21 protein-coding genes are annotated in these 23,149 nt (G+C 69.6%); 17 read left to right on the top strand and 4 right to left on the bottom strand.

All coding sequences use genetic code 11. From position 1 onward, the window contains the following. Positions 1-148 precede the first annotated feature (148 nt). The 3 genes from WAB15_RS09280 (at position 149) to WAB15_RS09270 (ending at position 4,518) form a co-directional block, all read left to right on the top strand. On the top strand, positions 149-862 hold the full coding sequence (locus WAB15_RS09280) for an HAD family hydrolase (RefSeq protein ID WP_399144318.1): 714 nt from the start codon (positions 149-151) through the stop codon (positions 860-862). Between the two features lie 361 nt (positions 863-1,223). Beyond that, entirely contained in the window at positions 1,224-2,831 is a 1,608-nt protein-coding gene (locus WAB15_RS09275) for an ABC transporter substrate-binding protein (protein WP_407285927.1), read from the top strand. 88 nt (positions 2,832-2,919) lie between these two features. Beyond that, entirely contained in the window at positions 2,920-4,518 is a 1,599-nt protein-coding gene (locus WAB15_RS09270) for an ABC transporter substrate-binding protein (protein ID WP_399144316.1), read from the top strand. A 78-nt stretch (positions 4,519-4,596) separates the two neighbouring features. Here the strand turns inward: WAB15_RS09270 and WAB15_RS09265 are convergent, their stop codons facing one another. Next, positions 4,597-5,268, bottom strand: coding sequence for a response regulator transcription factor (locus WAB15_RS09265; protein ID WP_066975498.1), 672 nt, complete (start codon positions 5,266-5,268; stop codon positions 4,597-4,599). A gap of 81 nt (positions 5,269-5,349) precedes the next feature. Continuing rightward, entirely contained in the window at positions 5,350-6,282 is a 933-nt protein-coding gene (locus tag WAB15_RS09260; protein WP_399144315.1) for a RecB family exonuclease, read from the bottom strand. Positions 6,283-6,463: 181 nt separating this feature from the next. On the opposite strand from WAB15_RS09260, the gene WAB15_RS09255 reads away from it, so the two are divergent. The 3 genes from WAB15_RS09255 (at position 6,464) to WAB15_RS09245 (ending at position 9,684) form a co-directional block, all read left to right on the top strand. Then, positions 6,464-7,735, top strand: a complete 1,272-nt coding sequence (locus WAB15_RS09255) for a site-2 protease family protein (RefSeq protein ID WP_407285926.1) — start codon at positions 6,464-6,466, stop codon at positions 7,733-7,735. 81 nt (positions 7,736-7,816) lie between these two features. Then, complete coding sequence (locus WAB15_RS09250; protein WP_407285925.1) at positions 7,817-8,800, top strand: tRNA (adenine-N1)-methyltransferase; 984 nt, start codon at positions 7,817-7,819, stop codon at positions 8,798-8,800. Positions 8,801-9,108: 308 nt separating this feature from the next. Further along, the gene (locus WAB15_RS09245; RefSeq protein WP_399144524.1) at positions 9,109-9,684 is read left to right on the top strand and encodes a hypothetical protein; all 576 of its coding nucleotides are present in this window, start codon (positions 9,109-9,111) and stop codon (positions 9,682-9,684) included. Positions 9,685-9,729: 45 nt separating this feature from the next. On the opposite strand, the gene WAB15_RS09240 is transcribed toward WAB15_RS09245, so the two are convergent. Next, positions 9,730-10,023: a ferredoxin gene (locus WAB15_RS09240; protein WP_399144312.1), complete on the bottom strand. Its 294-nt coding sequence runs from the start codon at positions 10,021-10,023 to the stop codon at positions 9,730-9,732. A gap of 249 nt (positions 10,024-10,272) precedes the next feature. Between WAB15_RS09240 and arc the strand changes: the two genes are divergently transcribed. The 6 genes from arc to prcA all read left to right on the top strand — a co-directional run bounded on the left by arc (position 10,273) and on the right by prcA (position 16,369). Continuing rightward, positions 10,273-12,039 (top strand): proteasome ATPase, encoded by a 1,767-nt coding sequence (gene arc, locus WAB15_RS09235; RefSeq protein ID WP_407285924.1) that lies wholly within the window; start codon positions 10,273-10,275, stop codon positions 12,037-12,039. A gap of 277 nt (positions 12,040-12,316) precedes the next feature. Then, positions 12,317-13,828, top strand: coding sequence for a depupylase/deamidase Dop (dop, locus tag WAB15_RS09230; RefSeq protein ID WP_399144310.1), 1,512 nt, complete (start codon positions 12,317-12,319; stop codon positions 13,826-13,828). A 189-nt stretch (positions 13,829-14,017) separates the two neighbouring features. Next, positions 14,018-14,236, top strand: a complete 219-nt coding sequence (locus tag WAB15_RS09225) for a ubiquitin-like protein Pup (protein ID WP_006607619.1) — start codon at positions 14,018-14,020, stop codon at positions 14,234-14,236. A 196-nt stretch (positions 14,237-14,432) separates the two neighbouring features. Next, positions 14,433-14,645, top strand: a complete 213-nt coding sequence (locus WAB15_RS09220) for an endonuclease domain-containing protein (protein ID WP_407285923.1) — start codon at positions 14,433-14,435, stop codon at positions 14,643-14,645. Next, complete coding sequence (prcB, locus tag WAB15_RS09215; RefSeq protein WP_407285922.1) at positions 14,597-15,442, top strand: proteasome subunit beta; 846 nt, start codon at positions 14,597-14,599, stop codon at positions 15,440-15,442. The genes WAB15_RS09220 and prcB overlap by 49 nt, the downstream gene beginning before the upstream one ends. Before the next feature lie 66 nt (positions 15,443-15,508). Continuing rightward, a complete protein-coding gene (gene prcA, locus WAB15_RS09210) occupies positions 15,509-16,369 on the top strand; it encodes a proteasome subunit alpha (protein ID WP_399144305.1) in 861 nt (286 codons plus the stop codon). Between the two features lie 45 nt (positions 16,370-16,414). Here prcA and WAB15_RS09205 read toward each other — a convergent pair whose 3' ends face one another. Further along, positions 16,415-17,521: a LacI family DNA-binding transcriptional regulator gene (locus WAB15_RS09205; RefSeq protein WP_407285921.1), complete on the bottom strand. Its 1,107-nt coding sequence runs from the start codon at positions 17,519-17,521 to the stop codon at positions 16,415-16,417. Between the two features lie 128 nt (positions 17,522-17,649). Here WAB15_RS09205 and WAB15_RS09200 point away from each other — a divergent pair, with 128 nt between their 5' ends. From WAB15_RS09200 to WAB15_RS09180, 5 genes are all read left to right on the top strand, one after another. Next, a complete protein-coding gene (locus WAB15_RS09200) occupies positions 17,650-18,909 on the top strand; it encodes an MFS transporter (protein WP_407285920.1) in 1,260 nt (419 codons plus the stop codon). Positions 18,910-18,918: 9 nt separating this feature from the next. Next, positions 18,919-20,280, top strand: coding sequence for a Pup--protein ligase (gene pafA / locus WAB15_RS09195; RefSeq protein ID WP_399144302.1), 1,362 nt, complete (start codon positions 18,919-18,921; stop codon positions 20,278-20,280). Between the two features lie 137 nt (positions 20,281-20,417). Further along, positions 20,418-21,407, top strand: coding sequence for an FKBP-type peptidyl-prolyl cis-trans isomerase (locus WAB15_RS09190; protein WP_399144301.1), 990 nt, complete (start codon positions 20,418-20,420; stop codon positions 21,405-21,407). A gap of 68 nt (positions 21,408-21,475) precedes the next feature. Then, complete coding sequence (locus WAB15_RS09185; protein ID WP_399144300.1) at positions 21,476-21,850, top strand: FKBP-type peptidyl-prolyl cis-trans isomerase; 375 nt, start codon at positions 21,476-21,478, stop codon at positions 21,848-21,850. A gap of 321 nt (positions 21,851-22,171) precedes the next feature. Then, positions 22,172-23,140 carry a helix-turn-helix transcriptional regulator gene (locus tag WAB15_RS09180; RefSeq protein WP_407285919.1) on the top strand — a complete coding sequence of 323 codons (969 nt, stop codon included), beginning with the start codon at positions 22,172-22,174 and terminating at the stop codon, positions 23,138-23,140. Positions 23,141-23,149: the final 9 nt, after the last annotated feature.

The following is a 23,149-nucleotide window of genomic DNA, read 5'->3' as shown; positions in this document are numbered from 1 at the left end:
CCGGACGGCCCCGACCTGTGTCATCGCGCATTCCGGCGCACACCGTCGTACACTGGTCGGTCCGGTAGTGGCCGGTCGTTTCCCCCCAGCCGGGGATGACGACCGGCCCTTTCGTCCCTTCGGGGACCGTCGCAGTGGAGGTGGATGGATGACCAGCAGCATCCCCGCAGTCGGCACCCGCACGGCCGAAGCCGCGACCCTCCAGGCCGTATTCCTGGACCTGGACGGCACCCTCGTCGACACCGAGGGCTTCTGGTGGGAGGCCGAGGCGCAGGTCTTCGCCGAGCTCGGCCACATCCTGGACGACGCCCACCGCGAGGTGGTGGTCGGCGGCCCGATGACCCGCAGCGCCAACTACCTGATCCAGGTCACCGGCGTCGACATCAGCCTGACCGAGCTCAGCGTGCTGCTCAATGCCGCGTTCCTGGCCCGCATCCAGCGGGGCGTGCCGCTGATGCCGGGTGCCCGCAGGCTGCTCGCCGAGCTGGCCGCCCACGGCGTGCCCACGGCGCTGGTCACCGCCTCGCACCGCGCCGTCGTCGACCAGATGCTGCACTCGCTCGGCCGGGAGAACTTCCGGCTGACGCTCGCGGGCGACGACCTGGCGCGCACCAAGCCGCACCCCGATCCGTATCTGACGGCCGCCGCGCGGCTGGGCGCGGACCCCGCGCGCTGCGCCGTCGTCGAGGACACCCTGACCGGCGTGACGGCGGGGGAGGCGGCCGGCTGCCCGGTCGTCGCGGTGCCCTCGGTGACACCGATCCCGCCAGCCGTCGGCCGTACGGTCGTCCGCTCGCTGGAAGAAGTCGACCTGCCATTTCTCCGGGCGCTCATCACGGAAAGCCGCGGCGGCGTGCACTGAGCGTGTCACCGGGAAAGCCGACGGAACTGAGGGCAGTGGCCCGCTCATTTTCCGTGACGAATACACTGACCGAATTGACGCATCGCCGGGGTTCCTTGAACGCGTGACGTTTCTCACGTGCCTGGCCGTCGACAGCGGGCCCGGCAGGTGCTCCAGGGCCCCTCTTCGGTGGTTCCTACGGGGGTAAGTGTCCGCATTGGTGGAGCAACGCGCGAAACGTTCCGCCGTCCGAATATCGATCACCCCGCATCGTTATCCAGGTGCCATATCGTTTCAACTCCTTTGCGTCTGAGCGCGGCTGGCCGTTCCTACTAATGTCGACGCGAGCAACACTGCTGCGCTGATAAGGAACCTGCCCACGATGAATCGCAAGACCCTGGTGCTGCCGGCGCTGGCCGGTCTACTTGCCCCCGTTCTCGCCGCCTGTGGAAGCACCGACGGCGCGGGCGAAGGCGGCGATCCGATCGTCGTGGGCGTGGCCACACCCATCGAGGCCACCAAGGCGGCCCCGGCGCCCCTCGACCCGGCGCAGGCCTACGACATCGACGCCTGGAACGTGCTGCAGGGCACCCTCCAGACGCTGCTGCGGCTGCCGCGCAGCGGCACCGCGCCGGTGCCCGAGGCGGCCTCGTCCTGCGGGTTCCGCGACACCCAGAACGAGCAGTACCGCTGCACGCTGCGCAGCGGCCTGAAGTTCTCGAACGGGCATGCGCTCACGGCGGAGGACGTCAAGTTCTCCATCGACCGCATGAAGACCATCAACAACACCAATGGTCCGGTGTCGCTGCTCGAAGGCATCGACAAGGTCGAGGCGCCCAGCGCCACCGAGGTGGTCTTCCACCTCAACAAGCCCGACGCCACCTTCCCGCAGAAGCTCACCACGCCCGCCGCGTCGATCGTCGACCCCGAGGTGTACCCCAAGGGCCGCCTCTACAGCGGCTTCGACGTGGTCGGCTCCGGCCCGTACACCCTCAAGGTCGAGCGCAGCGGCAACCGCGTCACCAAGGCCCTCTTCACCGCGAACCCCGACTACAAGGGCGCGGTGAAGGCGAAGAACGACAAGGTCGAGATGCGCTTCTTCACCGACTCCGCCTCCACGGAGCGGGCGCTGCGCAAGGGCACCGTCGACGTGATGAACCGCGGTCTGTCGCCCGACCAGGTCAAGGGTCTGACGAACGCCCGCGACCAGCACATCGCGCTGCAGGAGATGCCCGGCCAGGAGATCCGCTACCTCGCCTTCAACACCAAGGACCCGGTCGTCTCCAACAAGGCCGTGCGGCAGGCGATGGCGCAGATCATCAACCGCTCGGACCTGGTGCGCAACGTCTACTCCTACACCGGCGACCCGCTCTTCTCGATGGTCCCCACCGGCCTCACCGGCCACATCAACTCGTTCTTCAACAAGTACGGGAACCCCAACGCCGCGGCCGCCCGCAAGACCCTGCGGCAGGCCAACATCACCACCCCGGTGAAGTTCACCCTGACGTACACGACGGGCCACTACGGCTCCAGTACGGTCAAGGAGGTCCGTGCGCTGCAGGGCCAGCTGAACCGCACCAAGCTGTTCGACGTCAGCCTCAAGGGTGTCGACAGCTGGCAGCAGTTCCGCACCGACTCGCTGGACGGCAAGTACAGCGTCTTCAACATGGGCTGGTTCCCCGACATCCCGGATGCCGACAACTACGTCGCGCCGTTCATCGGCAAGCAGAACTTCCTCGGCTCCCCGTACCGCAACGCGAAGATCGAGTCCCAGCTGATCCCGTCCAGCCGCCAGCAGTCCGACCGCAACGCCGCCGCGGCCGACTTCAAGCAGGTGCAGGACATCATCGCCGAGGACGTACCGCTCCTCCCGCTCTGGCAGGGCAAGCAGTACGTCGCCGCCCGCGATGACATCACCGGCGTCGAGTGGGCCCTCAACTCCTCCTCGACGCTGCAGTTCTGGGAGCTCGGCCGCGGCGTCGCCGACTGAGCCGGCGGCTCGAGACCACATCGCACAACCCCCGCCGCGGCCTCTTCGCCGCGGCCTGACAGGCACCACCCAGATCGTGAGGACATTAGTGAGGAAGCGTGACCAGTGGCTGGCCGCCCCGATCGGAGCGGGGCTGGCAACAGCTCTGCTCGCGCTCGCCGGGTGCGGCACGGACGACTCGGGAGCGGCCGGCAACGGCGAGCCCGTGGTCATGGGAATGACGGACAAGGTCGTGGCCACCGACCCCGCAGCAGGCTACGACCCGGGGTCCTGGCTGTTGTTCAACAACGTCTTCCAGTCCCTGCTGAGCTTCCCCAAGGGCGGCACCAACCCCGAGCCGGAGGCGGCCAAGAGCTGCTCCTTCACCGACACCGACAGCAAGGTGTACCGCTGCACCCTCAAGGACGGCCTCACCTTCAGCAACGGTGACGCGCTGACCTCCAAGGACGTCAAGTACTCCTTCGACCGCACCAAGCGCATCAAGGACAAGAACGGCCCCGCCGTGATGTTCGCCGCGCTGGAGCGGGTCGAGACGCCGGACGCCAAGACCGTGGTCTTCCGCCTGAAGACGCCCGACGCCACCTTCCCCATGAAGATCGCCTCGGGTGCCGGCTCCATCGTCGACCACACCCAGTACCCCGCCGACCGGCTCCGCACCGACGGCAAGGCCATCGGCTCCGGTGTCTACACCCTCAAGGAGTACGGGCGCGAGCAGGCCGTCTTCGCCGTCAACGAGTCCTACAAGGGCCCCGCGAAGGTCAAGAACTCCGGGATGACCGTGAAGTTCTTCGGCGCCCCGGAGAAGCTGAAGAAGGCCGTCCAGAGCGGTGGCGTCGACCTCGCCTACCGAGGCCTGGCCATGAAGGACATCGCCCACCTCGACGGCGCCTCCCTGCACCAGCAGCACGGCACCAAGGTCATCGAGGGCGGCAGCGCCGAGGTCATGCACCTGGTCTTCAACCTCAAGGACCCGGTCGCCGGCAAGCTGGGCGTCCGCAAGGCGATCGCCTACCTCCTGGACCGCTCCACGCTCGTCCGGGACGTCTACCAGCGCACCGCCGAGCCGCTCTACTCGATCGTCCCGGCCGGCATCACCGGCCACAACACCTCCTTCTTCAACACCTACGGCGACCGTCCGCAGCCCGAGAAGGCCAAGGCCGCGCTGCGCTCCGCGGGCCTGAACGGCAAGGTGCCGCTCACGCTGTGGGCCACCCCCGACCGCTTCGGGCCGGGCACCGTCCCCGCCTTCCAGGAGATCGCCCAACAGCTCAACGCCAGCGGCCTGTTCGACGCCAAGGTGCGCTCGGTGACCACCGACGAGTACGACAAGGGCGTGCGCGACGGCCGGTTCGGCGTCTACGTCAAGGGCTGGGTCCCGGACTACCCGGACCCCGACAACTTCACCCAGCCGTTCTTCGGCAAGGACAGCGTGCTGTCCAACAACTACAGCTCCTCCGAGATCACCGGCCGGCTGCTGCCCAAGACGGCCGACCAGCAGGACCGCGCCGCCACCAAGGCCGCGTTCCGGGAGCTGCAGGACATCGTCGCCAAGGACGTGCCGATCATCCCGATCTGGCAGGGCAAGCAGTACGCGGTCGCCCGCGACGGCGTCACCGGCCTCGAATGGACCCTGGACTCCTCGACCGTCTTCCGGTTCTGGGAGATCAGCAAGGCCACCGTCGCCTGACCAGGCGCCACCCACACGGCGGCGGGGCCGGCCCGGGACATCCCCGGACCGGCCCCGCCGCCGTATGCGTACCTCGGCCTACTGCGCGCCCGGGCGCACCAGACCGCTCTCGTAGGCGTACACCGCCGCCTGCACCCGGTCGCGCAGCCCCAGCTTCGTCAGCACATGCCCCACGTGCGTCTTGACCGTCGTCTCGCTCACGAACAGATCCGCGGCGATCTCGGCGTTCGACAGCCCGCGCGCCACCAGCTTGAGCACCTCCACCTCGCGCTCGGTGAGGGTGTGCAGGGTGTCCGGCACCGGCTCCTCGCCCGACGGCAGATGCCCGGCGTACTTGTCCAGCAGCCGGCGGGTGATGCTCGGCGCCAGCATCGCCTCGCCCGCGGCCACCACCCGGATCGCCTGCACCAGCTCATGGGCCGGCGCGTCCTTCAGCAGAAAGCCGCTGGCCCCGGCCCGCAGCGCCTCGACGACGTACTCGTCCAGGTCGAACGTCGTCAGCACCAGCACCTTCGCCGGGCCGTCCTTGGCCGGGCCGGTGATCTGCCGGGTCGCCTCGACACCGTCCATCCGGGGCATCCGGATGTCCATCAGCACCACGTCGGGCTGCAGCGCCCGCACCTGCTCCAGCGCCTGCAGACCGTCACCGGCCTCGCCGACGACCGCCAGATCCTGCTCCGCCTCCAGAATCATCCGGAATCCCGTACGCAGCAGGGGCTGGTCGTCGACCAGCAGGACGCGGATGGCCACGAGTTCTCCTTCGTTGTGCCCGGACCGGCCCCAGGGGTGTCGTTCCCCCTGGAGCCGGTCTGACGGGTCATCGGGCAGACCCTAGATCGTCTCCATTCTGCCCTGCGGCACCACACCGCCGTCCGCCGGGCGCACCTGCAGCGGGTACACCGGGGGAGTGCCGCCGAATTCCGGACAGTGCGCCTGGTGGTCGCACCAGCCGCACAGCTTCGTCGGGCGCGGTCGCCAGTCGCCGGTCTCCGTCGCCAGCCGGATCGCCTCCCACAGCGCCAGCAACTTCCGCTCCACGCCCCGCAGATCGGCCTCGCTGGGGTCGTACGTCAGCACATCGCCGCTGCCCAGATAGACCAGCTGCAACCGGCGCGGCACCACCCCGCGCAGCCGCCACACCACCAGCGCGTAGAACTTCATCTGGAACAGCGCGCCCTCGGCGTACTGCGGCCGCGGCGCCTTACCGGTCTTGTAGTCGACGATCCGCACCTCGCCCGTCGGCGCGACGTCCACCCGGTCGATGAACCCCCGCAGCTGCAGCCCCGAATCCAGCACCGTCTCCACATACAGCTCGCGGTCGGCCGGCTCCAGCCGCGTCGGGTCCTCCAGCGAGAACCACCGCTCCACCAGCGCCTCGGCCTCCGCCAGCCACCCCGCCAGCCGCTCGCCCTCCGGGTCGTCCGCGAACAGCTCCGCCAGCTCCGGCCGCTTGGCCAGCAGCCGCTCCCACTCGCCCGGCACCATCTCCCGCGCGCCGGCCGCCGTACGCTCCGCCGCCGGCGCGTCGAAGAGCCGCTCCAGCACCGCGTGCACGACCGTGCCCCGGGTCGCCGCCGCGCTCGGCTTCTCCGGCAGCTTGTCGATCACCCGGAAGCGGTACAGCAGCGGGCACTGCATGAAATCGCCGGCCCGCGACGGCGACAGCGCCATCGGCGGCCGCGCCCGCCGGCCCTCGTCCGGCCCCGCCGCGGCCGCCTCGACACCCTGCGTCTCCGCCCCGGCCTGCTCCATGCTCCATCCCATGCCACAGAACCCTACGGCCCGCCACTGACAAGCGCCGAACGGCCACGAGCGGTAAGGGCCCCGCAACGGACCGGGCCCGAACGCTCCGCATACCATCGACGCCGGACCCTTTCGCCCTGCATGATCGAGATATCAGGCCGAGCAGGGGCGAATGCCGTATTCGATGAGGGGACGCCAGACCGTGGACGACAGCGGGAAGCCGCAGGATCCCGAGGAGTCCGTGCGGCCCCAGCCGCCCGAGCCGCCCGAGCCGTCTCAGGGGGCCGGCGGGCCGAAAGTGCCGCCGCCGGGCAAGAAGCCGGGCGGAGGCGGCATCCTGATGGGCCGTCCCTTCGGCGTGCCCGTCTACGTGGCCCCCAGCTGGTTCCTCGTCGCGGCCCTGATCACCTGGGTCTTCGGCGGCCAGCTGGAGCGGGTGCTGCCCGAACTCGGCGCCGCCCGCTACCTCGTCTCGCTCTTCTTCGCCGTCGCCTTCTACGCCTCGGTGCTCGTCCACGAGCTGGCGCACACCGTCGCCGCGCTCCGCTTCAAGCTCCCCGTACGCCGCATCCAGCTGCAGTTCTTCGGCGGCGTCTCGGAGATCGAGAAGGAGACCGAGACACCCGGCAGGGAGTTCGTCCTCGCCTTCGTCGGCCCGCTGCTCTCCCTCGTCCTCGCCGGCGTCTTCTACGCCGGGATGCACATCGTCGAGCCCGGCACGGTCCCCGGCGTCCTGCTCGCCGGCCTGATGATCTCCAACCTCATCGTCGCGATCTTCAACCTGCTGCCCGGCCTCCCCCTGGACGGCGGCCGGATGCTGCGCGCCGTCGTGTGGAAGATCACCGGCAACGCGATGCGCGGCACCGTCGCCGCCGCCTGGGTCGGCCGCGCGCTCGCCGTCACCGTCCTCATCGGGCTGCCGCTGCTCACCCACACCGGGGCCCTGGGCAACGACCGCCCCGAGCTCGGCGGCGCCGACTCGCTCACCGACGCCCTGCTCGCCGCGATCCTCGCCGCCATCATCTGGACCGGCGCCGGCAACAGCCTGCGCATGGCCCGGCTGCGCGAACGCCTCCCCGACCTCACCGCCCGCACCCTGACCCGGCGCGCGGTGCCCGTCGAGACCGCCACACCGCTCTCCGAGGCGCTGCGCCGTGCCAACGACGCCGGCGCCCGCGCCCTGGTCGTCGTCGACCCGCAGGGCGCGCCCACCGCGCTCGTCCGTGAGGCCGCCATCGTCGGTGTCCCCGACCACCGCCGCCCCTGGGTGCCCGTGGGCACGCTCGCCCAGGACCTCAAGGACGGTATGCGGGTCTCCGCCGAGCTCGCCGGCGAGGACCTCCTGGACTACCTGCGCGCCACCCCCGCCACCGAATACCTGGTCGTCGAGGAGACCGGCGAGATCTACGGCGTCCTGTCCACCGCCGACGTCGAGCGGGCCTTCGTCTCCGCGATGGCCCGCAAGGCGGCTTGACGGGGCTCGGCTCGCCTCCGGGGCCGCGCCCGGCCCCGCCCACTGGTCCGCGGCGCCCCAACGGGCCGGTAGGCTGGTCACATGTCCGAACCGACCGGTGCCGCCCGCCGTCGCGGGCCCTTCAAGGTCGGGGACCAGGTCCAGCTCACCGACCCCAAGGGACGCCACTACACCTTCACGCTCGAAGAGGGCAAGAGCTTCCACACCCACAAGGGAGCCTTCCCCCACGACGAGCTGATCGGTGCTCCCGAGGGCAGTGTTGTCCGTACCACCGGGAACGTCGCCTACCTTGCGCTGCGCCCGCTGCTCCCCGACTACGTCCTGTCCATGCCCCGCGGTGCCGCCGTGGTCTACCCCAAGGACGCGGGGCAGATCCTGGCGATGGCCGACATCTTCCCCGGCGCCCGCGTCGTCGAGGCCGGTGTGGGCTCCGGCTCGCTCAGCAGCTTCCTGCTGCGCGCCATCGGCGACGACGGCATGCTGCACTCCTACGAGCGCCGCGCCGACTTCGCCGAGATCGCCACCCAGAACGTCGAGCGCTACTTCGGGGGCCCGCACCCCGCATGGACGCTCACCGTCGGTGACCTCCAGGACAACCTCTCCGACACCGACGTCGACCGCGTCATCCTCGACATGCTCGCCCCCTGGGAGTGCCTGGAGGCCGTCTCCAAGGCCCTGGTCCCCGGTGGCATCCTCTGCGCCTACGTCGCCACGACCACGCAGATGGCCCGCACCGTAGAGGCGATCCGCGAGCACGGCACCTTCAACGAGCCGTCGGCCTGGGAGACCATGGTCCGCACCTGGCACGTCGAGGGCCTCGCCGTCCGCCCCGACCACCGCATGATCGGCCACACCGGCTTCCTGCTCACCGCCCGCCGCCTCGCGGACGGCGTCGAGCCCCCGCTGCGCCGCCGACGCCCCGCCAAGGGCGCGTACGGCGAGGACTACACAGGGCCGGGCGGGCGGGACACCGCCGCGTCGGGTGGGCGGGAGACTGCCGCGTCGGGCGGGCAGGACACCGCGGCCTCCGGGAAGGACCGGGCGGCCGCCGAAGGGCGCGACTGACGCCCTTCCGCTGACCGGCCGGATCCGGCCACCGAACCCTCAGGCGCCGCCGACGAGTTCCCCCCACCGGGGAACCGCCGGCGGCGCCCCTGCGTTCACCGGCCAGGGGCCCACCGAACCCCTACGGGACGGCCCGCCCGACGCCCTACGGGATGCCCCCGTGACGCCCACGTGAAGCCCTCCGGGCCGCCTCATGGGAAACCCGTAAAACTCCGGCCCAGCTGGTTCCTTGCCGCCCCCTCCTGTGGAACGATGCTGGGCACTCCCACCGGCACAGCACTTCACAGGAGTTACCCCGCGTGCAGCCCATGGCAGGCCAGGACCTCTTGCACACCCAGCCGCGCCCCATGCACTGGCTCGCCACCGCCACCGCCATCTCGGCGGTCGTCGCGGCCGCCTCCCTCGTCCAGCCCCCGGATGCCACCGCCACGACCTCCCGCGACGCCCGGGCCGGCAAGCCCGCCGCGGCGGCCCCCGACCCGAGCCGGGTGACCTTCCCCGTCGACTGCGGACCCACCCGCCTCGACGTGGTGAAGAAGGCCTCCGGCGACCTCGACGGCGACGGTACGACCGAGACCGTCGCGGTGGTCCGCTGTCACAGCGAGACCGGCACCCCGCCCAGCGGCGTCTTCGTCCTCGCCCAGCCCACCGACGCGAAGGCGGCACCACGGGTCGTGGCGACCCTCCTGGCGCCCGCGCAGCGGCTCAGCGTCCAGACCCTCGCCCTCAAGGCCGGCGCGGTCTCCACGGAGCTCCTGGGCTACTCCGACCTCGACGTGCCGCGCTGTTGCCCGGACGTGCACAAGAACATCAAGTGGCAATGGCGGGGCGGGAAGTTCGTTGAGAGCGAACTCCCCGCCGCCATGGGCGCCCAGAGTGTCTGACCGGTCACCCGGTGTGCCGGAGGGGAGCGTTCCGCTCCCTGAGGGCTACTCCGCGTCCGGCCCGTAGACCTCGACGAGGTCGTCGACGCGGCGGACGTGGATGCAGTCCCCCGGGCACTCCTTCGCCGAGTCCCGCACGTCGGCGAGCAGCTTCAGCGGGACGGGCGTTGTGGCGCCCTTGTCCTGCAGCAGCTCGTCGTCGGCGCTCTTCACATAGGCCAGACCGTCGATATCGAGCTCGAAGACCTCCGGCGCGTACTGCGCACAGATACCGTCTCCGGTGCACAGGTCCTGGTCGATCCAGACTTCCAGCTCCGGGCCTTCGTCCTGCGCGGTCATCTCGCCTGCCGTTCCTGCGTACGTGAACCGTTTTTGTCTAAGTGGCGCCAGCCCTGACGGGTGTTGACCGACTCGACGATACAACCGCTCGCTTTCCGATGTTGATGGGTGGGTATTCCCTTGGCGTGAGGACGTGCGCAAGGGTGAAGATCGGACACACCCCGACAGTCTTTTCGATCTAGGGGTTTCAACCTGCACCGGCCCAGGTAGGGTCAGGAAGCGTCCAGCTCCTTGGAGGAGGTGAGGACCGTGGCAGCCCACGACGACGACATCAACCGCGGCATCCGGCCGGGGCGGGGGTCTGAAGATCCCGCCGGTCAGGTTGCCTATCTCGAGCAGGAGATCGCCGTCCTGCGACGCAAGCTCGCCGACTCTCCGCGTCACACGAGGATTCTCGAAGAGCGGATCGTCGAGCTGCAGACCAACCTGGCCGGCGTCTCGGCGCAGAACGAGCGTCTCGCCAATACTCTCCGCGAGGCCCGCGACCAGATCGTCGCCCTCAAGGAAGAGGTCGACCGGCTCGCACAGCCGCCGGCCGGCTTCGGTGTCTTCCTGCAGGCGAACGAGGACGGCACGGTCGACATTTTCACCGGAGGCAGAAAACTCCGGGTGAATGTCAGCCCGAGCGTGGAGGCCGAGGAGCTCCGGCGCGGCCAGGAGGTCATGCTCAACGAAGCGCTCAACGTGGTCGAGGCCATGGAGTACGAGAGCGCCGGCGACATCGTCACCCTCAAGGAGATCCTTGAGGACGGCGAGCGCGCCCTGGTCATCGGGCACACCGACGAGGAGCGGGTGGTGAGGCTCGCCGAGCCGCTGCTGGACACCACCATCCGCCCCGGCGACGCCCTGCTTCTCGAATCCCGCTCCGGCTACGTCTACGAGGTCATCCCCAAGAGCGAGGTCGAGGAACTGGTCCTCGAAGAGGTCCCGGACATCGACTACACCAAGATCGGCGGTCTGGGCGGCCAGATCGAGCTGATCCGGGACGCGGTCGAGCTCCCGTACCTCTACCCCGACCTGTTCAAGGAGCACGAACTCCGTCCGCCCAAGGGTGTCTTGCTCTACGGCCCGCCCGGCTGCGGCAAGACGCTCATCGCCAAGGCGGTCGCCAACTCCCTTGCCAAGAAGGTCGCCGAGGTGACCGGGCAGCCCGCGGGGAAGAGCTTCTTCCTCAACATCAAGGGCCCCGAGCTGCTCAACAAGTACGTCGGTGAGACGGAGCGGCACATCCGGCTGATCTTTCAGCGCGCCAGGGAGAAGGCCAGCGAGGGCACCCCCGTCATCGTCTTCTTCGACGAGATGGACTCCCTCTTCCGTACCCGCGGGTCCGGAGTCAGCTCGGACGTGGAGAACACCATCGTCCCCCAGCTGCTCTCCGAGATCGACGGTGTCGAAGGCCTCGAAAACGTGATCGTGATCGGCGCCTCGAACCGCGAGGACATGATCGACCCGGCGATCCTGCGCCCCGGCCGCCTCGATGTGAAGATCAAGATCGAGCGCCCGGACGCGGAGGCCGCCAAGGACATCTTCTCGAAGTACCTCACGGAAAATCTCCCGCTGCACGCCGACGACCTCGCCGAACACGGCGACTCGCGCAAGGCGGCGGTCAGCGGGATGATTCAGTCCGTCGTCGAGCAGATGTACGCGGAATCCGAGGAGAACCGCTTCCTGGAGGTCACCTACGCCAACGGTGACAAGGAAGTCCTCTATTTCAAGGACTTCAACTCCGGTGCGATGATCGAAAACATCGTAGGACGCGCAAAGAAGATGGCCATCAAGGCCTTCCTCGAGCACAACCAGAAGGGTCTGCGGGTCTCCCACCTCCTCCAGGCGTGCGTGGACGAGTTCAAGGAGAACGAGGACCTGCCCAACACCACCAACCCGGACGACTGGGCCCGGATCTCCGGAAAGAAGGGCGAGCGGATCGTATACATCCGCACCCTGGTCACCGGAAAGCAGGGCGCCGACACCGGCCGTTCCATCGACACGGTGGCGAATACCGGCCAATACCTGTAACACCGCTCTCCGGCTGCGGATGTCCTGCACGGGGCGTCCGCAGCCGGACGCTTTTCCGGGAGCATCGCCGACGCTCCCGATAAAGAGCGCGATGGACCAGGGAAAACCGGACTGGAGCAATGACTGTAATGATCTCCCCAGCGCCGCAAAGGCGTTCTAGGCTCTTCGGTACCGCTACGTCACGCTGTGCGGGCGTGGGGCACGCATACGGAACGCAGACTCAGCGGTACTTGAGCGCCGACCCCATCCGGGGGCGCCGCCGGGCAAGGAGGGCCGCATGACCGTACGGCGAGTAATGGGAATCGAGACGGAGTACGGGATCTCCGTCCCCGGCCACCCGAACGCCAATGCCATGCTCACCTCATCCCAGGTAGTCAACGCCTACGCGGCCGCGATGCACCGGGCACGCCGTGCCCGCTGGGATTTCGAGGAGGAGAACCCGCTGCGGGACGCCCGCGGCTTCGACCTCGCACGCGAGAACGCCGACGCCAGCCAGCTCACCGACGAGGACATCGGCCTGGCCAATGTGATCCTCACGAACGGTGCCAGGCTCTACGTCGACCACGCACACCCCGAATACAGCGCCCCCGAGGTCACCAACCCGCGCGACGCCGTCCTGTGGGACAAGGCCGGCGAGCGGATCATGGCCGAGGCCGCCGAGCGGGCCGCCCAGGTGCCCGGCGCCCAGCCCATCCACCTCTACAAGAACAACACCGACAACAAGGGCGCCTCCTACGGCACGCACGAGAACTACCTGATGAAGCGGGAGACCCCCTTCTCGGACATCGTGCGGCACCTGACGCCGTTCTTCGTCTCCCGCCAGGTGGTCACGGGTGCCGGCCGGGTCGGTATCGGCCAGGACGGCCACGAGCACGGCTTCCAGATCAGCCAGCGCGCCGACTACTTCGAGGTGGAGGTCGGCCTGGAGACGACCCTCAAGCGGCCCATCATCAACACCCGCGACGAACCGCACGCCGACGCGGAGAAGTACCGGCGACTGCACGTGATCATCGGCGACGCGAACCTCTCCGAGATCTCCACGTACCTCAAGCTGGGCACCACCGCCCTGGTGCTGTCCATGATCGAGGACGGCTTCATCGCCGTCGACCTCGCCGTCGAGCAGCCCGTACGCACCCTCCATCAGGTCTCGCACGACCCCACCCTGCAACACCTGATCACCCTCCGCAGCGGCCGCACGCTCACCGCCGTACAGCTCCAGATGGAGTACTTCGAGCTGGCCCGCAAATACGTCGAGGACCGCTACGGAGCGGATGCGGACGAGCAGACCAAGGACGTCCTCACCCGGTGGGAGGACGTGCTCGGCCGGCTGGAGAACGACCCGATGAGCCTGTCCGGCGAGCTCGACTGGGTCGCCAAGCGCGAGCTGATGGAGGGCTACCGCCGCCGCGACGGCCTGGACTGGGACGCGGCCCGGCTCCACCTCATCGACCTGCAGTACGCCGACGTACGCCCCGAGAAGGGCCTGTACAACCGTCTGGCGGCCCGCGGGAAGATGAAGCGGCTCCTGGATGAGGCCGACGTCCGGCGCGCCCGGCAGAAGCCCCCAGAGGACACCAGGGCGTACTTCCGCGGCCGCTGCCTGGAGCAGTACGCGGACGACGTCGCTGCGGCCTCATGGGATTCGGTCATTTTCGATCTGCCCGGTCGTGACTCCCTGCAACGGGTCCCCACGTTGGAGCCGCTGCGCGGGACCCGCAGGCACGTCAAGGAGCTCCTGGACCGCTGCCGAACCGCAGAGGAGCTGGTGAGGACGCTTTCCGGCCGCTGATATACGGCAGGTGCACGACAGAATTCGCGGCGATCCACAGCTGCTTCGCGGCTGAAATCGCCGCGATGCGGGAATCATCGAGGTGACTCCCAGGCGTTGCAACAACTGCAGGGCCGATGTCGGACCCTGCTTGTAGGGTCGGATCTTGAAGGTCACATCGAGCGGGGCGAACCGAGCGGGGTGAGGGATATGGCGACCAAGGACAGCGGCGGCGGACAGGCCAAGGCCACGCGTTCCACGGAAGAGGTCGAGGAGCAGACGCAGGACGCGCAGGCCTCGGAAGACCTCAAGGAACGCCAGGAGAAGCTGAGCGACGACGTGGACTCCGTCCTGGACGAGATCGACGACGTGCTCGAGGAGAACGCCGAGGACTTTGTGCGCTCCTTCGTGCAAAAGGGCGGACAGTAGTCACCTATGTGAATGAGGGGGGCGAAGCGCCGGACCGGACGTGAGCGAGTGCCCTTACTCGCTCCGTCCGTGGCGGGTCGCCATCGGCGTGACGGGCTCCAGGGGCGATGCCGGGAGTGCGTGGCCGGGTGTCAGGCCGCGCGCCACCGGCATCGCCGAACCGAGCCCGACGCGCTGAATTGCGGAACGGCGCCGGATGTGCGTGATCTGCCTGGATGCCGACCCCGTGCATGTGGTTCACGATCACCAGGCGGGTAAGGTCCGAGGCGTACCGTGCTTCGGTTGCAACGCAGCCTTGGGTCAATTCAAGGATCGGCCGGACGTCTTGAGGCGGGCGGCCGAGTATCTGGAAGGAATCGTGTGGAAGCCAACACTCGAAGCACCGGGCGTCTACCAGCTGCCTTCCTGACGCCTGGATCCTCGTCGTTCATGGACTTTCTCGGAGCGCACTCGCCCGAGCTGCTGCCGGGCAACCGCCCGTTGCCGCCGGTGCAGGGCGCCATCGAGGCACCGCACGGCACGACGATCGTGGCCGCGACGTTCTCCGGCGGCGTGGTGCTCGCCGGCGACCGGCGGGCCACGATGGGCAACGTCATCGCGCAGCGGGACATCGAGAAGGTCTTCCCGGCCGACGAGTACAGCGCGGTGGGCATCGCCGGCACGGCCGGCCTCGCGGTCGAGATGGTCAAGCTCTTCCAGCTGGAGCTGGAGCACTTCGAGAAGGTCGAGGGCGCCCAACTCTCCTTGGAGGGCAAGGCGAATCGTCTGTCGACGATGATTCGCAGCAATCTCGGGATGGCCATGCAGGGCCTGGCCGTGGTGCCGCTGTTCGCCGGCTTCGACCTCGACCGCGAGAAGGGCCGGATCTTCTCGTACGACGTCACCGGCGGGCGCTCGGAGGAGCAGGGGTTCGCGGCGACGGGTTCGGGCTCGGTCTTCGCGCGCAGCGCTCTGAAGAAGCTCTTCCAGGAGGACTTCACGGAGAATCAGGCGGCCACCGCCGTCGTCCAGGCGCTGTACGACGCCGCCGACGACGACTCGGCGACCGGCGGGCCCGACATGGCCCGGCGGATCTACCCGATCGTCACGGTCATCACCGACGAGGGCTTCAAGAAGCTCGCCGATTCCGAGGTCGCGGAGATCGCCCGTGCCATTTACGAGCGCCGCCTCGACCAGCCCGACGGCCCGCGTGCCGCGCTGCTCTGACGGGACGGATGTTCCGCTATGCATTCGCCACTGAACGAGCTCTTGACAGGAAGGGACGGATAGCCGGTGTCGACGCCGTTCTATGTCTCACCCCAGCAGGCCATGGCCGATCGCGCCGAGTACGCCCGCAAGGGCATCGCGCGCGGCCGCAGTGTCGTGGTGCTGCAGTACACCGACGGCGTGGTCTTCGTCGCCGAGAATCCCTCCCGGGCCCTGCACAAGGTCAGCGAGATCTATGACCGGATCGCCTTCGCGGCGGTCGGGAAGTACAACGAGTTCGAGAATCTGCGGATCGGCGGGGTGCGTTACGCCGATCTGCGGGGCTACACCTACGACCGCGAGGACGTCACCGCGCGCGGCCTCGCCAACGTCTACGCCCAGACGCTCGGCACGATCTTCTCCAGCGCCGCCGAGAAGCCCTACGAGGTCGAGCTGATCGTCGCCGAGGTCGGCAGCGCCCCCGAGGACGACCAGATCTACCGGCTGCCGCACGACGGCTCGATCGTCGACGAGCACGGCTCGGTGGCGGTCGGCGGCAACGCGGACCAGATCAGCAGCTACCTCGACCAGCGCCACCGCGACGGTATGACGCTGTCCGAGGCGCTGAAGCTGGCCATGGAGTCGCTCTCGCGCGACACCAACGGCGGTGAGCGCACGCTGACCGCCGAGCAGCTGGAGGTCGCGACGCTGGACCGTACGCGGCCGCAGCAGCGCAAGTTCAAGCGGATCCTGGGCCGTCAGCTGTCCCGTCTGCTGGAGGAGAGCGGCGAGGCGGCTGCCGAGGAGCCGGCGGCGGACGCCGACGCGGCGGGCGGCGAGTCCGGGGCCGCCGAGCAGGAGAGCGGCACCAAGGGCGCCAAGGGCAAGGGAGCCAAGGGCCAGGACGCCGCGGACAAGGACGGTCCCGAAGGGGAGCCGTTGCTCTGACGTACCGCTTCCGGGCCGGTTGTCCGGATCGCGCGCCCCGGTGGGTCATTCCCCGCCGGGGCGCGCGGCGTTGTCACCGGCCGCCGCCGGGGCGGTGGAGCCGCGGGTGATCAGCTCCACCGGCAGGGTGGGCGCCGGTTCGGGGTGGCCGTCGAGCACGGCCATCAGGGCCCGCATACCGGCCTCGCCGAAGTCCTCGGCGGGCAGTCGTACGGTCGTCAGCTCCGGCTCGACGGCGAGCGCGAGGGCGAGATCGTCGAATCCGGTGACGGAGACGTCCTCGGGGACCCGCAGTCCGAGGCGCCGGACGGCCTTGCAGGCGCCCGCGGCGATGATGTCGTCGTCGCAGAGCAGGGCCGTGGGACGGGGGCCGGGGCCGGTCAGGGCGGCATGTGCGGCGCGCAGTCCGGCGTCGACGCCGAGGGCGGCCGGCTCGCGGCGCAGTAGTGCGCCGGGGACGCCGTCGAGGGCCTCGGAGACGGCGCGGGCGCGTACGCCGAAGGTCCAGGAGTCCACCGCGGCCGCGAGGTGGGTGATGCGGCGGTGGCCGAGGCCGAGCAGATGGCCGGTCAACTGCCGTACGCCGTCGGCGATATCGAGGTTGACGGTGGCCGAGGCCCGGTCGTCGCCGGGGTCGCTGTCGAGCATGACCAGCGGCAGGCCGGCGGTGCGCAGGGCGGTGAGCGCCTCGGCGGCCATGGAGGAGGCGAGCACGCCGTCGAGAGTGGCCGCGGCGGAGTCGAACGGGTCGCGCGCGGGGCCCACGCCCTCGGGTGAGGGGTACAGGACGACGCCGAAGCCGTGGTCGGCGGCGATCCGGGCCGCGCCGGTGTAGACCCGGGCGAAGAACTCGGTGGTCAGGGCGGGGACGACGAGGAGCACCGTACGGGTGCGGCCCATCCGCAGGCTGCGGGCGGCGAGGTTGGGGCGGTAGTCCAGCTCACGGGCCGCGGCGCGGACCGCCTCGGCCTTGCCGGGGGAGACCCGCCCCTGCCACTTGTCGCCGAGCACGAGGGAGACCGCGGCCTGGGAGACCCCGGCGGCGCGGGCCACATCCCGGCTGGTGACCGGGCGACCAGGGCGCGAGGCGCCGGCCGCTCCGGTGGAGCCGGTGCTGGTACCGGGAGGTGTCGTGCCCTCGTTGCTGGTCACCGGGTGTTTCGCTCCTCGCTTCGGCCGCTGCGGGGTGGACCGCGGGTGGTCGCCATGGTACGTATAACTGCGCAGGTTATACGTAACACGTTCGCGCGTTCGATTGATCCGGACGGAAAGGAGCGGTGATGGCCGCGGGATATGCGGAGCTGCTCAGGACCCGTTATGCGGTCCGGCTGCTGGCGGGGACCCTGGTCGGCAGGCTGCCGAACGCCACCGCCGCGCTGGCGGTGGTGCTGTTCGTGCGCGCCGAGGGCGGCGGATACGCCCTGGCCGGCGCGCTCACCGCGGTCTACGGAGTGTGCACCGCCATCGGCCAGCCGCTGCTCGGCCGGGCCGTGGACGTCTACGGGCAGCCCCGGGTGATGCTGCCCGCCGCGGTGCTCTCCGCCCTCGGCATGGCGCTGCTGGCGGTCGTCGGCCTGGAGGTGCTGTGGCTGTCCTACGCGGCCATGGTGATCGCCGGTGTCTTCACCCCGCCCCTGGAGGGCGGTCTGCGAGCGCTGTGGCCGGGGGTGCTGCGGCGCGCGGACCAGGTGCACGCCGCGTACGCGCTGGACGCGGTGGCGCAGGAAGTCATGTTCGCGGTCGGGCCGTTGCTGGTGACGCTGTGCGTGGCGGTCTGGTCGGAGGGGGCCGCGCTCCTGGTCATCAACGCGGTCGGGGTGCTCGGTGCGCTCTCCGTCGTGGTCTCCGAGCCGTCCCGGCGGTGGCGCAGCGCGCCGCGGGAGGCGCACTGGCTGGGGGCCCTGCGCTCGGCCGGGATGCTGGTGCTGATCGGGGCGTTCCTCTTCGTGGGGCTGGCACTGGGGTCGATAGCGGTCGCGGCGGTGGCGTACGCCGATGAGCACGGCGGCGGGATGGTCTCCAGCTGGCTGCTCTCCGCGCTGGGCGTGGGGGCGCTCGCCGGCGGCATCGTCTACGGCGCGCGGCAGTGGCCGGGGCGGCCGGAGGGGCGGCTGCGGCTGCTCGTCGCGCTGCTGGCGCTGGGGTATCTGCCGCTGGCGCTGGCGCCCGGTGTGGTCGGTATGACGGCCCTGACGGGTGTGGCCGGGGTGTTTCTGGCGCCGGCGCTGGCCTGCGCGTTCGTGGTCGTGGACCGGCATGCGCCCAAGGGGACGGTGACGGAGGCGTTTTCGTGGCTGGTGACGACGTTCGGCGTCGGCTCGGCCGTGGGTGCTTCGGTGGCCGGCCCGGCGGTGGAGGCCGGCGGTGCGGCGGCGGGTTTCGCGGTGGCCGGGGCGGGGGGCCTTGCCGCGCTGCTCGTCCTTTTGTCGACGAAGCGATTCCTCGGAGAGCCCGAGCGGCGTACGGCGGATGCGGCTCCGGCGGAAAATGATCGAAACGGGGCCGCCGAACCCGGTTTCAGAGCAGGCCGTCAGGCGTAATGTTCAGTCATGGACCGCCGCATTTTCGGGCTGGAGAACGAGTACGGCGTCACGTGCACGTTCAGGGGACAGCGCCGACTGTCGCCTGACGAAGTGGCGCGGTACCTCTTCCGCCGTGTCGTGTCATGGGGCCGCAGCAGCAATGTCTTCCTGCGGAACGGCGCCCGCCTGTACTTGGACGTGGGTTCGCACCCGGAATACGCAACTCCCGAGTGCGACAACGTGACCGAGCTGGTCACCCACGACAAGGCCGGCGAGCGCATTCTCGAGGGACTGCTCGTCGATGCCGAGCGCCGCCTGCATGAGGAGGGAATCGCGGGCGACGTCTATCTCTTCAAGAACAACACCGATTCGGCGGGAAACTCCTACGGCTGCCACGAGAATTACCTCGTCGCCCGCCATGGCGAGTTCTCCCGGCTCGCGGACATCCTCATCCCGTTCCTCGTCACGCGTCAGCTGCTGTGCGGCGCGGGCAAGGTGCTGCAGACTCCGCGGGGCGCCGTCTACTGCGTCAGCCAGCGCGCGGAGCACATCTGGGAGGGCGTCTCCTCGGCGACCACCCGCTCCCGTCCGATCATCAACACCCGGGACGAGCCGCATGCGGACGCCGAGCGCTACCGCCGGCTGCATGTCATCGTCGGCGACTCCAACATGTCCGAGACGACGATGATGCTCAAGGTGGGCGCCACGGACCTCGTCCTGCGCATGATCGAGGCGGGCACGGTCATGCGCGATCTGACGCTGGAGAACCCGATCCGGGCCATCCGCGAGGTCAGCCACGACATCACCGGCCAGCGCAAGGTGCGGCTGGCCAGCGGGCGCGAGGCGTCGGCGCTCGAAGTCCAGCAGGAGTACTACGAAAAGGCGGTGGATTTCTGCGACCGCCGCGGAATCCGTACGGGCCTCGTCGAGCGGGTGCTGGAGCTGTGGGGCCGGACGCTGGAGGCGATCCGGGACGAGGACCTCGACCGCATCTCCACCGAGATCGACTGGGTGATGAAACATCATCTGATCGAGCGTTACCGCGCAAAGAACAACATCACCATGTCGCATCCGCGCGTGGCGCAGATAGACCTCGCGTATCACGACATTCACCGTCGCCGGGGGCTTTACTACCTCCTGGAGCGGAAGGGCCAAGCGGCGCGGATCTGCAATGACTTGAAGATCTTCGAGGGCAAGTCGGTGCCGCCGCAGACGACTCGGGCCCGGCTGCGCGGTGACTTCATCCGCCGGGCCCAGGAGCAGCGGCGCGATTTCACCGTCGACTGGGTGCACCTCAAGCTCAATGATCAGGCGCAGCGCACGGTCCTGTGCAAGGACCCGTTCCGTTCGGTGGACGACCGGGTGGAGAAGCTGATCGCCGGGATGTGACCCGCGGGGAAATGGGCGGTGTGCCGGGAGCGGGGAGCTCCCGGCACATCGCTGTGTTGTGCCGGGAGAGGTCCACGGGGACAGGTCGTAGAGTGGCTGGCATTGCCCACCTTCCCCACAAGCCCCGAGATGGACACATGAACCTCACGAAGAACACCTGTCGCGCCGCTGCGGCTGCGCTGACCGTGCCCCTCCTGCTGTTCACCGCCGCCTGCGGGTCCGACGACGGCAAGGGCTCGTCCGGCGCGGCCGTCGTCAAGGTCGAGGGCAAGGCGGGGGCTCAGCCCAAGATCACCGTGCCGAAGGGCGCCAAGCCGTCCGACACGGCCGTCACCAAGACCCTGATCAAGGGGGACGGCGCGGTCGTCAAGAAGGGCGACCTGGTCCGGCTGGACTTCTCCGCGGAGACGATGAAGGGCCAGAAGCTCGGCAGCACCTGGACGCCGCAGCCCGGCAGCAAGAAGGGCGGGCCGCGCACCCAGGTCGTCAGCGAGGTCACCGACCAGATGACCCAGCAGATGCTGCCGCCGAAGGTGCTGACCGCGGTCGCCGGGCAGAAGGTCGGCAGCCGCTTCGAGGTCGAGGGCACCGCCAAGGCGCTGATCGGGGAGGGCCTCAACCCCCAGTCCGGCATCAAGCCGGGGGACGGCCTGGTGTGGGTCGTCGATGTGGTCGGCGCCCAGAAGGTCGACAAGAAGGCGCAGGCCGAGGGCACCCAGGCGTCGCCGGAGAGCGGGATGCCCGAGGTGAAGGCGCCCGACGGCAAGGCCGCGACGATCACCGTCCCCAAGGGGGAGCAGGCCCCCAAGGACCTCAAGGAGCAGGTCCTGATCAAGGGCAAGGGTCGCGAGGTGAAGGCCGGCGACGGGCTGATCGCGCAGTACACCGGTGTGAAGTGGGAGGACGGCAAGAAGTTCGACTCGTCCTGGGACCACGGTGGCGCGACCGCGTTCCAGATCGGCACCGGGCAGGTCGTCCAGGGCTGGGACAAGGCTCTGGTCGGCAAGCACGTCGGTGACCGGGTGGAGATCGTGATCCCGCCGAAGCTGGGTTACGGCGCGAGCCCGCAGCACGAGCTGGCCAAGAACACCCTGGTCTTCTCGGTCGACATCGTCGGCACGGTCTGATCGCGCCCTCTGCAAGATCTGCGAGACTGGCTCGGTAATCGTAAAGATTCGTAAGTAGGAGCACATCCGTGAACATCGACAAGCCCGAGATCGACTTCCCTGAGGGCCCGGCTCCCACCGACCTGGAGATCGTGGACCTGTGGGAAGGTGACGGGGCGGTCGCCAAGGCCGGGGACTTCGTCAAGGTCCACTACGTCGGCGTCGCCTTCAGCTCGGGCGAGGAGTTCGACGCGAGCTGGAACCGCGGCAATCCGCTGGAGTTCCAGCTGGGCGCCGGCCAGGTCATCGCCGGCTGGGACCAGGGCGTGCAGGGCATGAAGGTCGGCGGTCGCCGCCGGCTGACCATCCCCGCGCACCTCGCCTACGGCGACCGCGGCGCCGGCGGCGGCCGCATCGCCCCGGGCGAGACGCTGATCTTCGTCTGCGACCTGGTCGCCGTCTGAGACCGTTGCCGGTCCCTCCCGGGACCGCGCTCCTGTGAGGTATCCGAGGGCCCGTGCCACCCCTGGCACGGGCCCCAGACGAGTAGGCCCCCGCTCCCTTCTGGCAGACGATGCCTGGCACGCGCGCTCGCTGCGTTGTCGGGATCGTCCACGTAGACCCACTACGTGGACGCCCCTCCGCCGTGCGATCGCACGCGCCAGACACCGTCTGCCCCGCCCTCCGGGCGGACGAAGGGAGCGGGGGCCTACTCGTCTGGCTTTTACCTGGACCACCCCGAGCGGTACGGTCAACGATCGGGAGTTCAACGAGAAAGGGCGTCGATGGCCATTGCCAAGGCCGAGCGGTTGATGAACCTGGCGCTGTGCCTGCTGGGGACGCGACGCCCGCTGACCAAGCGCGAGCTCAGATCGTCCATCGAGGCCTACATCGAGGCGAGCGGCGACGACTCCTTCAACCGCATGTTCGAGCGGGACAAGGACGATCTGCGGGAGCTCGGCCTGGTCATCGAGACCGTCGAGGGCATCGAGGGCGACATCGGCTACCTCGCCCGCCGCGACAGCAACCGCCTCCCCCCGATCACCCTGGACGCCGAGGAGGCCGCGGCCCTCGGGCTCGCCGCCAAGATCTGGCAGCAGGCCCGGCTGGCCGGCGCCGCCAGCGGCGCGCTGCAGAAGCTGCGGGCGGCCGGGATGCCGCTGGCCGGCGAGGGTGAGGACTACGACGCCGGGCAGCCGCACAGCGCCCTGGAACCCCGTATCCCCGCCCACGAGGCCGCCTTCGAGCCGCTGATGCTGGCCTGCCGCGACCGCCGCCCGGTCGTCTTCGACTACCGCAAGTCCACCGCCGCCCATCCCGAGCAGCGGCAGGTCGAACCGTGGATCCTGGAGTGCTGGCGCGGCCACTGGTACCTCGCCGGCTGGGATCGCGACCGCAAGGCCGAGCGGGTCTTCCGGCTCTCCCGGATCACCGGCAAGGTCCGTTCGCGGCAAGGGAAGTTCACCGCTCCGGTGCCCGATCACGTCACGGTCCGCGAGACCGTGGAGAGCTGGGCCGGGGAGACCGCCACCGGCACCGCCAGGATCAAGCTCCGCGCCGAGCACGGCTATCCGCTGCGGGCCCGTGCCCTGACCGTCCGCGATCTGGGCGACGGCTGGGACGAGTTGGAGATCCCCAGCGGCCATGGACTCGACGCCTGGCTCGTGGAGTTCGGGCCTGACGTGGTCGTGTTGGAACCCGCCGAGCTGCGCGCCGAGGTCGTCGACCGGCTGCGCGCCGTGGCCAAGGGCTGAGAGGGACAA

Source organism: Streptomyces sirii (genome assembly GCF_045690365.1).
Classification (GTDB): Bacteria; Actinomycetota; Actinomycetes; order Streptomycetales; family Streptomycetaceae; genus Streptomyces; species Streptomyces sirii.
This window is presented reverse-complemented; position numbering and strand designations above follow the sequence as displayed.

What these genes read in the sequence shown, in the direction of transcription:
- WAB15_RS09225 (WP_006607619.1), top strand. Translation starts at nt 14,018, where the DNA reads ATGGCGACCAAGGACAGCGGCGGCGGACAGGCCAAGGCCACGCGTTCC.
- WAB15_RS09190 (WP_399144301.1), top strand. Translation starts at nt 20,418, where the DNA reads ATGAACCTCACGAAGAACACCTGTCGCGCCGCTGCGGCTGCGCTGACC.
- WAB15_RS09280 (WP_399144318.1), top strand. Translation starts at nt 149, where the DNA reads ATGACCAGCAGCATCCCCGCAGTCGGCACCCGCACGGCCGAAGCCGCG.
- pafA (WP_399144302.1), top strand. Translation starts at nt 18,919, where the DNA reads ATGGACCGCCGCATTTTCGGGCTGGAGAACGAGTACGGCGTCACGTGC.
- WAB15_RS09260 (WP_399144315.1), bottom strand. Translation starts at nt 6,282, where the DNA reads ATGGGATGGAGCATGGAGCAGGCCGGGGCGGAGACGCAGGGTGTCGAG.
- WAB15_RS09240 (WP_399144312.1), bottom strand. Translation starts at nt 10,023, where the DNA reads ATGACCGCGCAGGACGAAGGCCCGGAGCTGGAAGTCTGGATCGACCAG.
- WAB15_RS09180 (WP_407285919.1), top strand. Translation starts at nt 22,172, where the DNA reads ATGGCCATTGCCAAGGCCGAGCGGTTGATGAACCTGGCGCTGTGCCTG.
- dop (WP_399144310.1), top strand. Translation starts at nt 12,317, where the DNA reads ATGACCGTACGGCGAGTAATGGGAATCGAGACGGAGTACGGGATCTCC.
- WAB15_RS09250 (WP_407285925.1), top strand. Translation starts at nt 7,817, where the DNA reads ATGTCCGAACCGACCGGTGCCGCCCGCCGTCGCGGGCCCTTCAAGGTC.
- WAB15_RS09275 (WP_407285927.1), top strand. Translation starts at nt 1,224, where the DNA reads ATGAATCGCAAGACCCTGGTGCTGCCGGCGCTGGCCGGTCTACTTGCC.
- WAB15_RS09220 (WP_407285923.1), top strand. Translation starts at nt 14,433, where the DNA reads ATGTGCGTGATCTGCCTGGATGCCGACCCCGTGCATGTGGTTCACGAT.
- WAB15_RS09200 (WP_407285920.1), top strand. Translation starts at nt 17,650, where the DNA reads ATGGCCGCGGGATATGCGGAGCTGCTCAGGACCCGTTATGCGGTCCGG.
- WAB15_RS09245 (WP_399144524.1), top strand. Translation starts at nt 9,109, where the DNA reads ATGGCAGGCCAGGACCTCTTGCACACCCAGCCGCGCCCCATGCACTGG.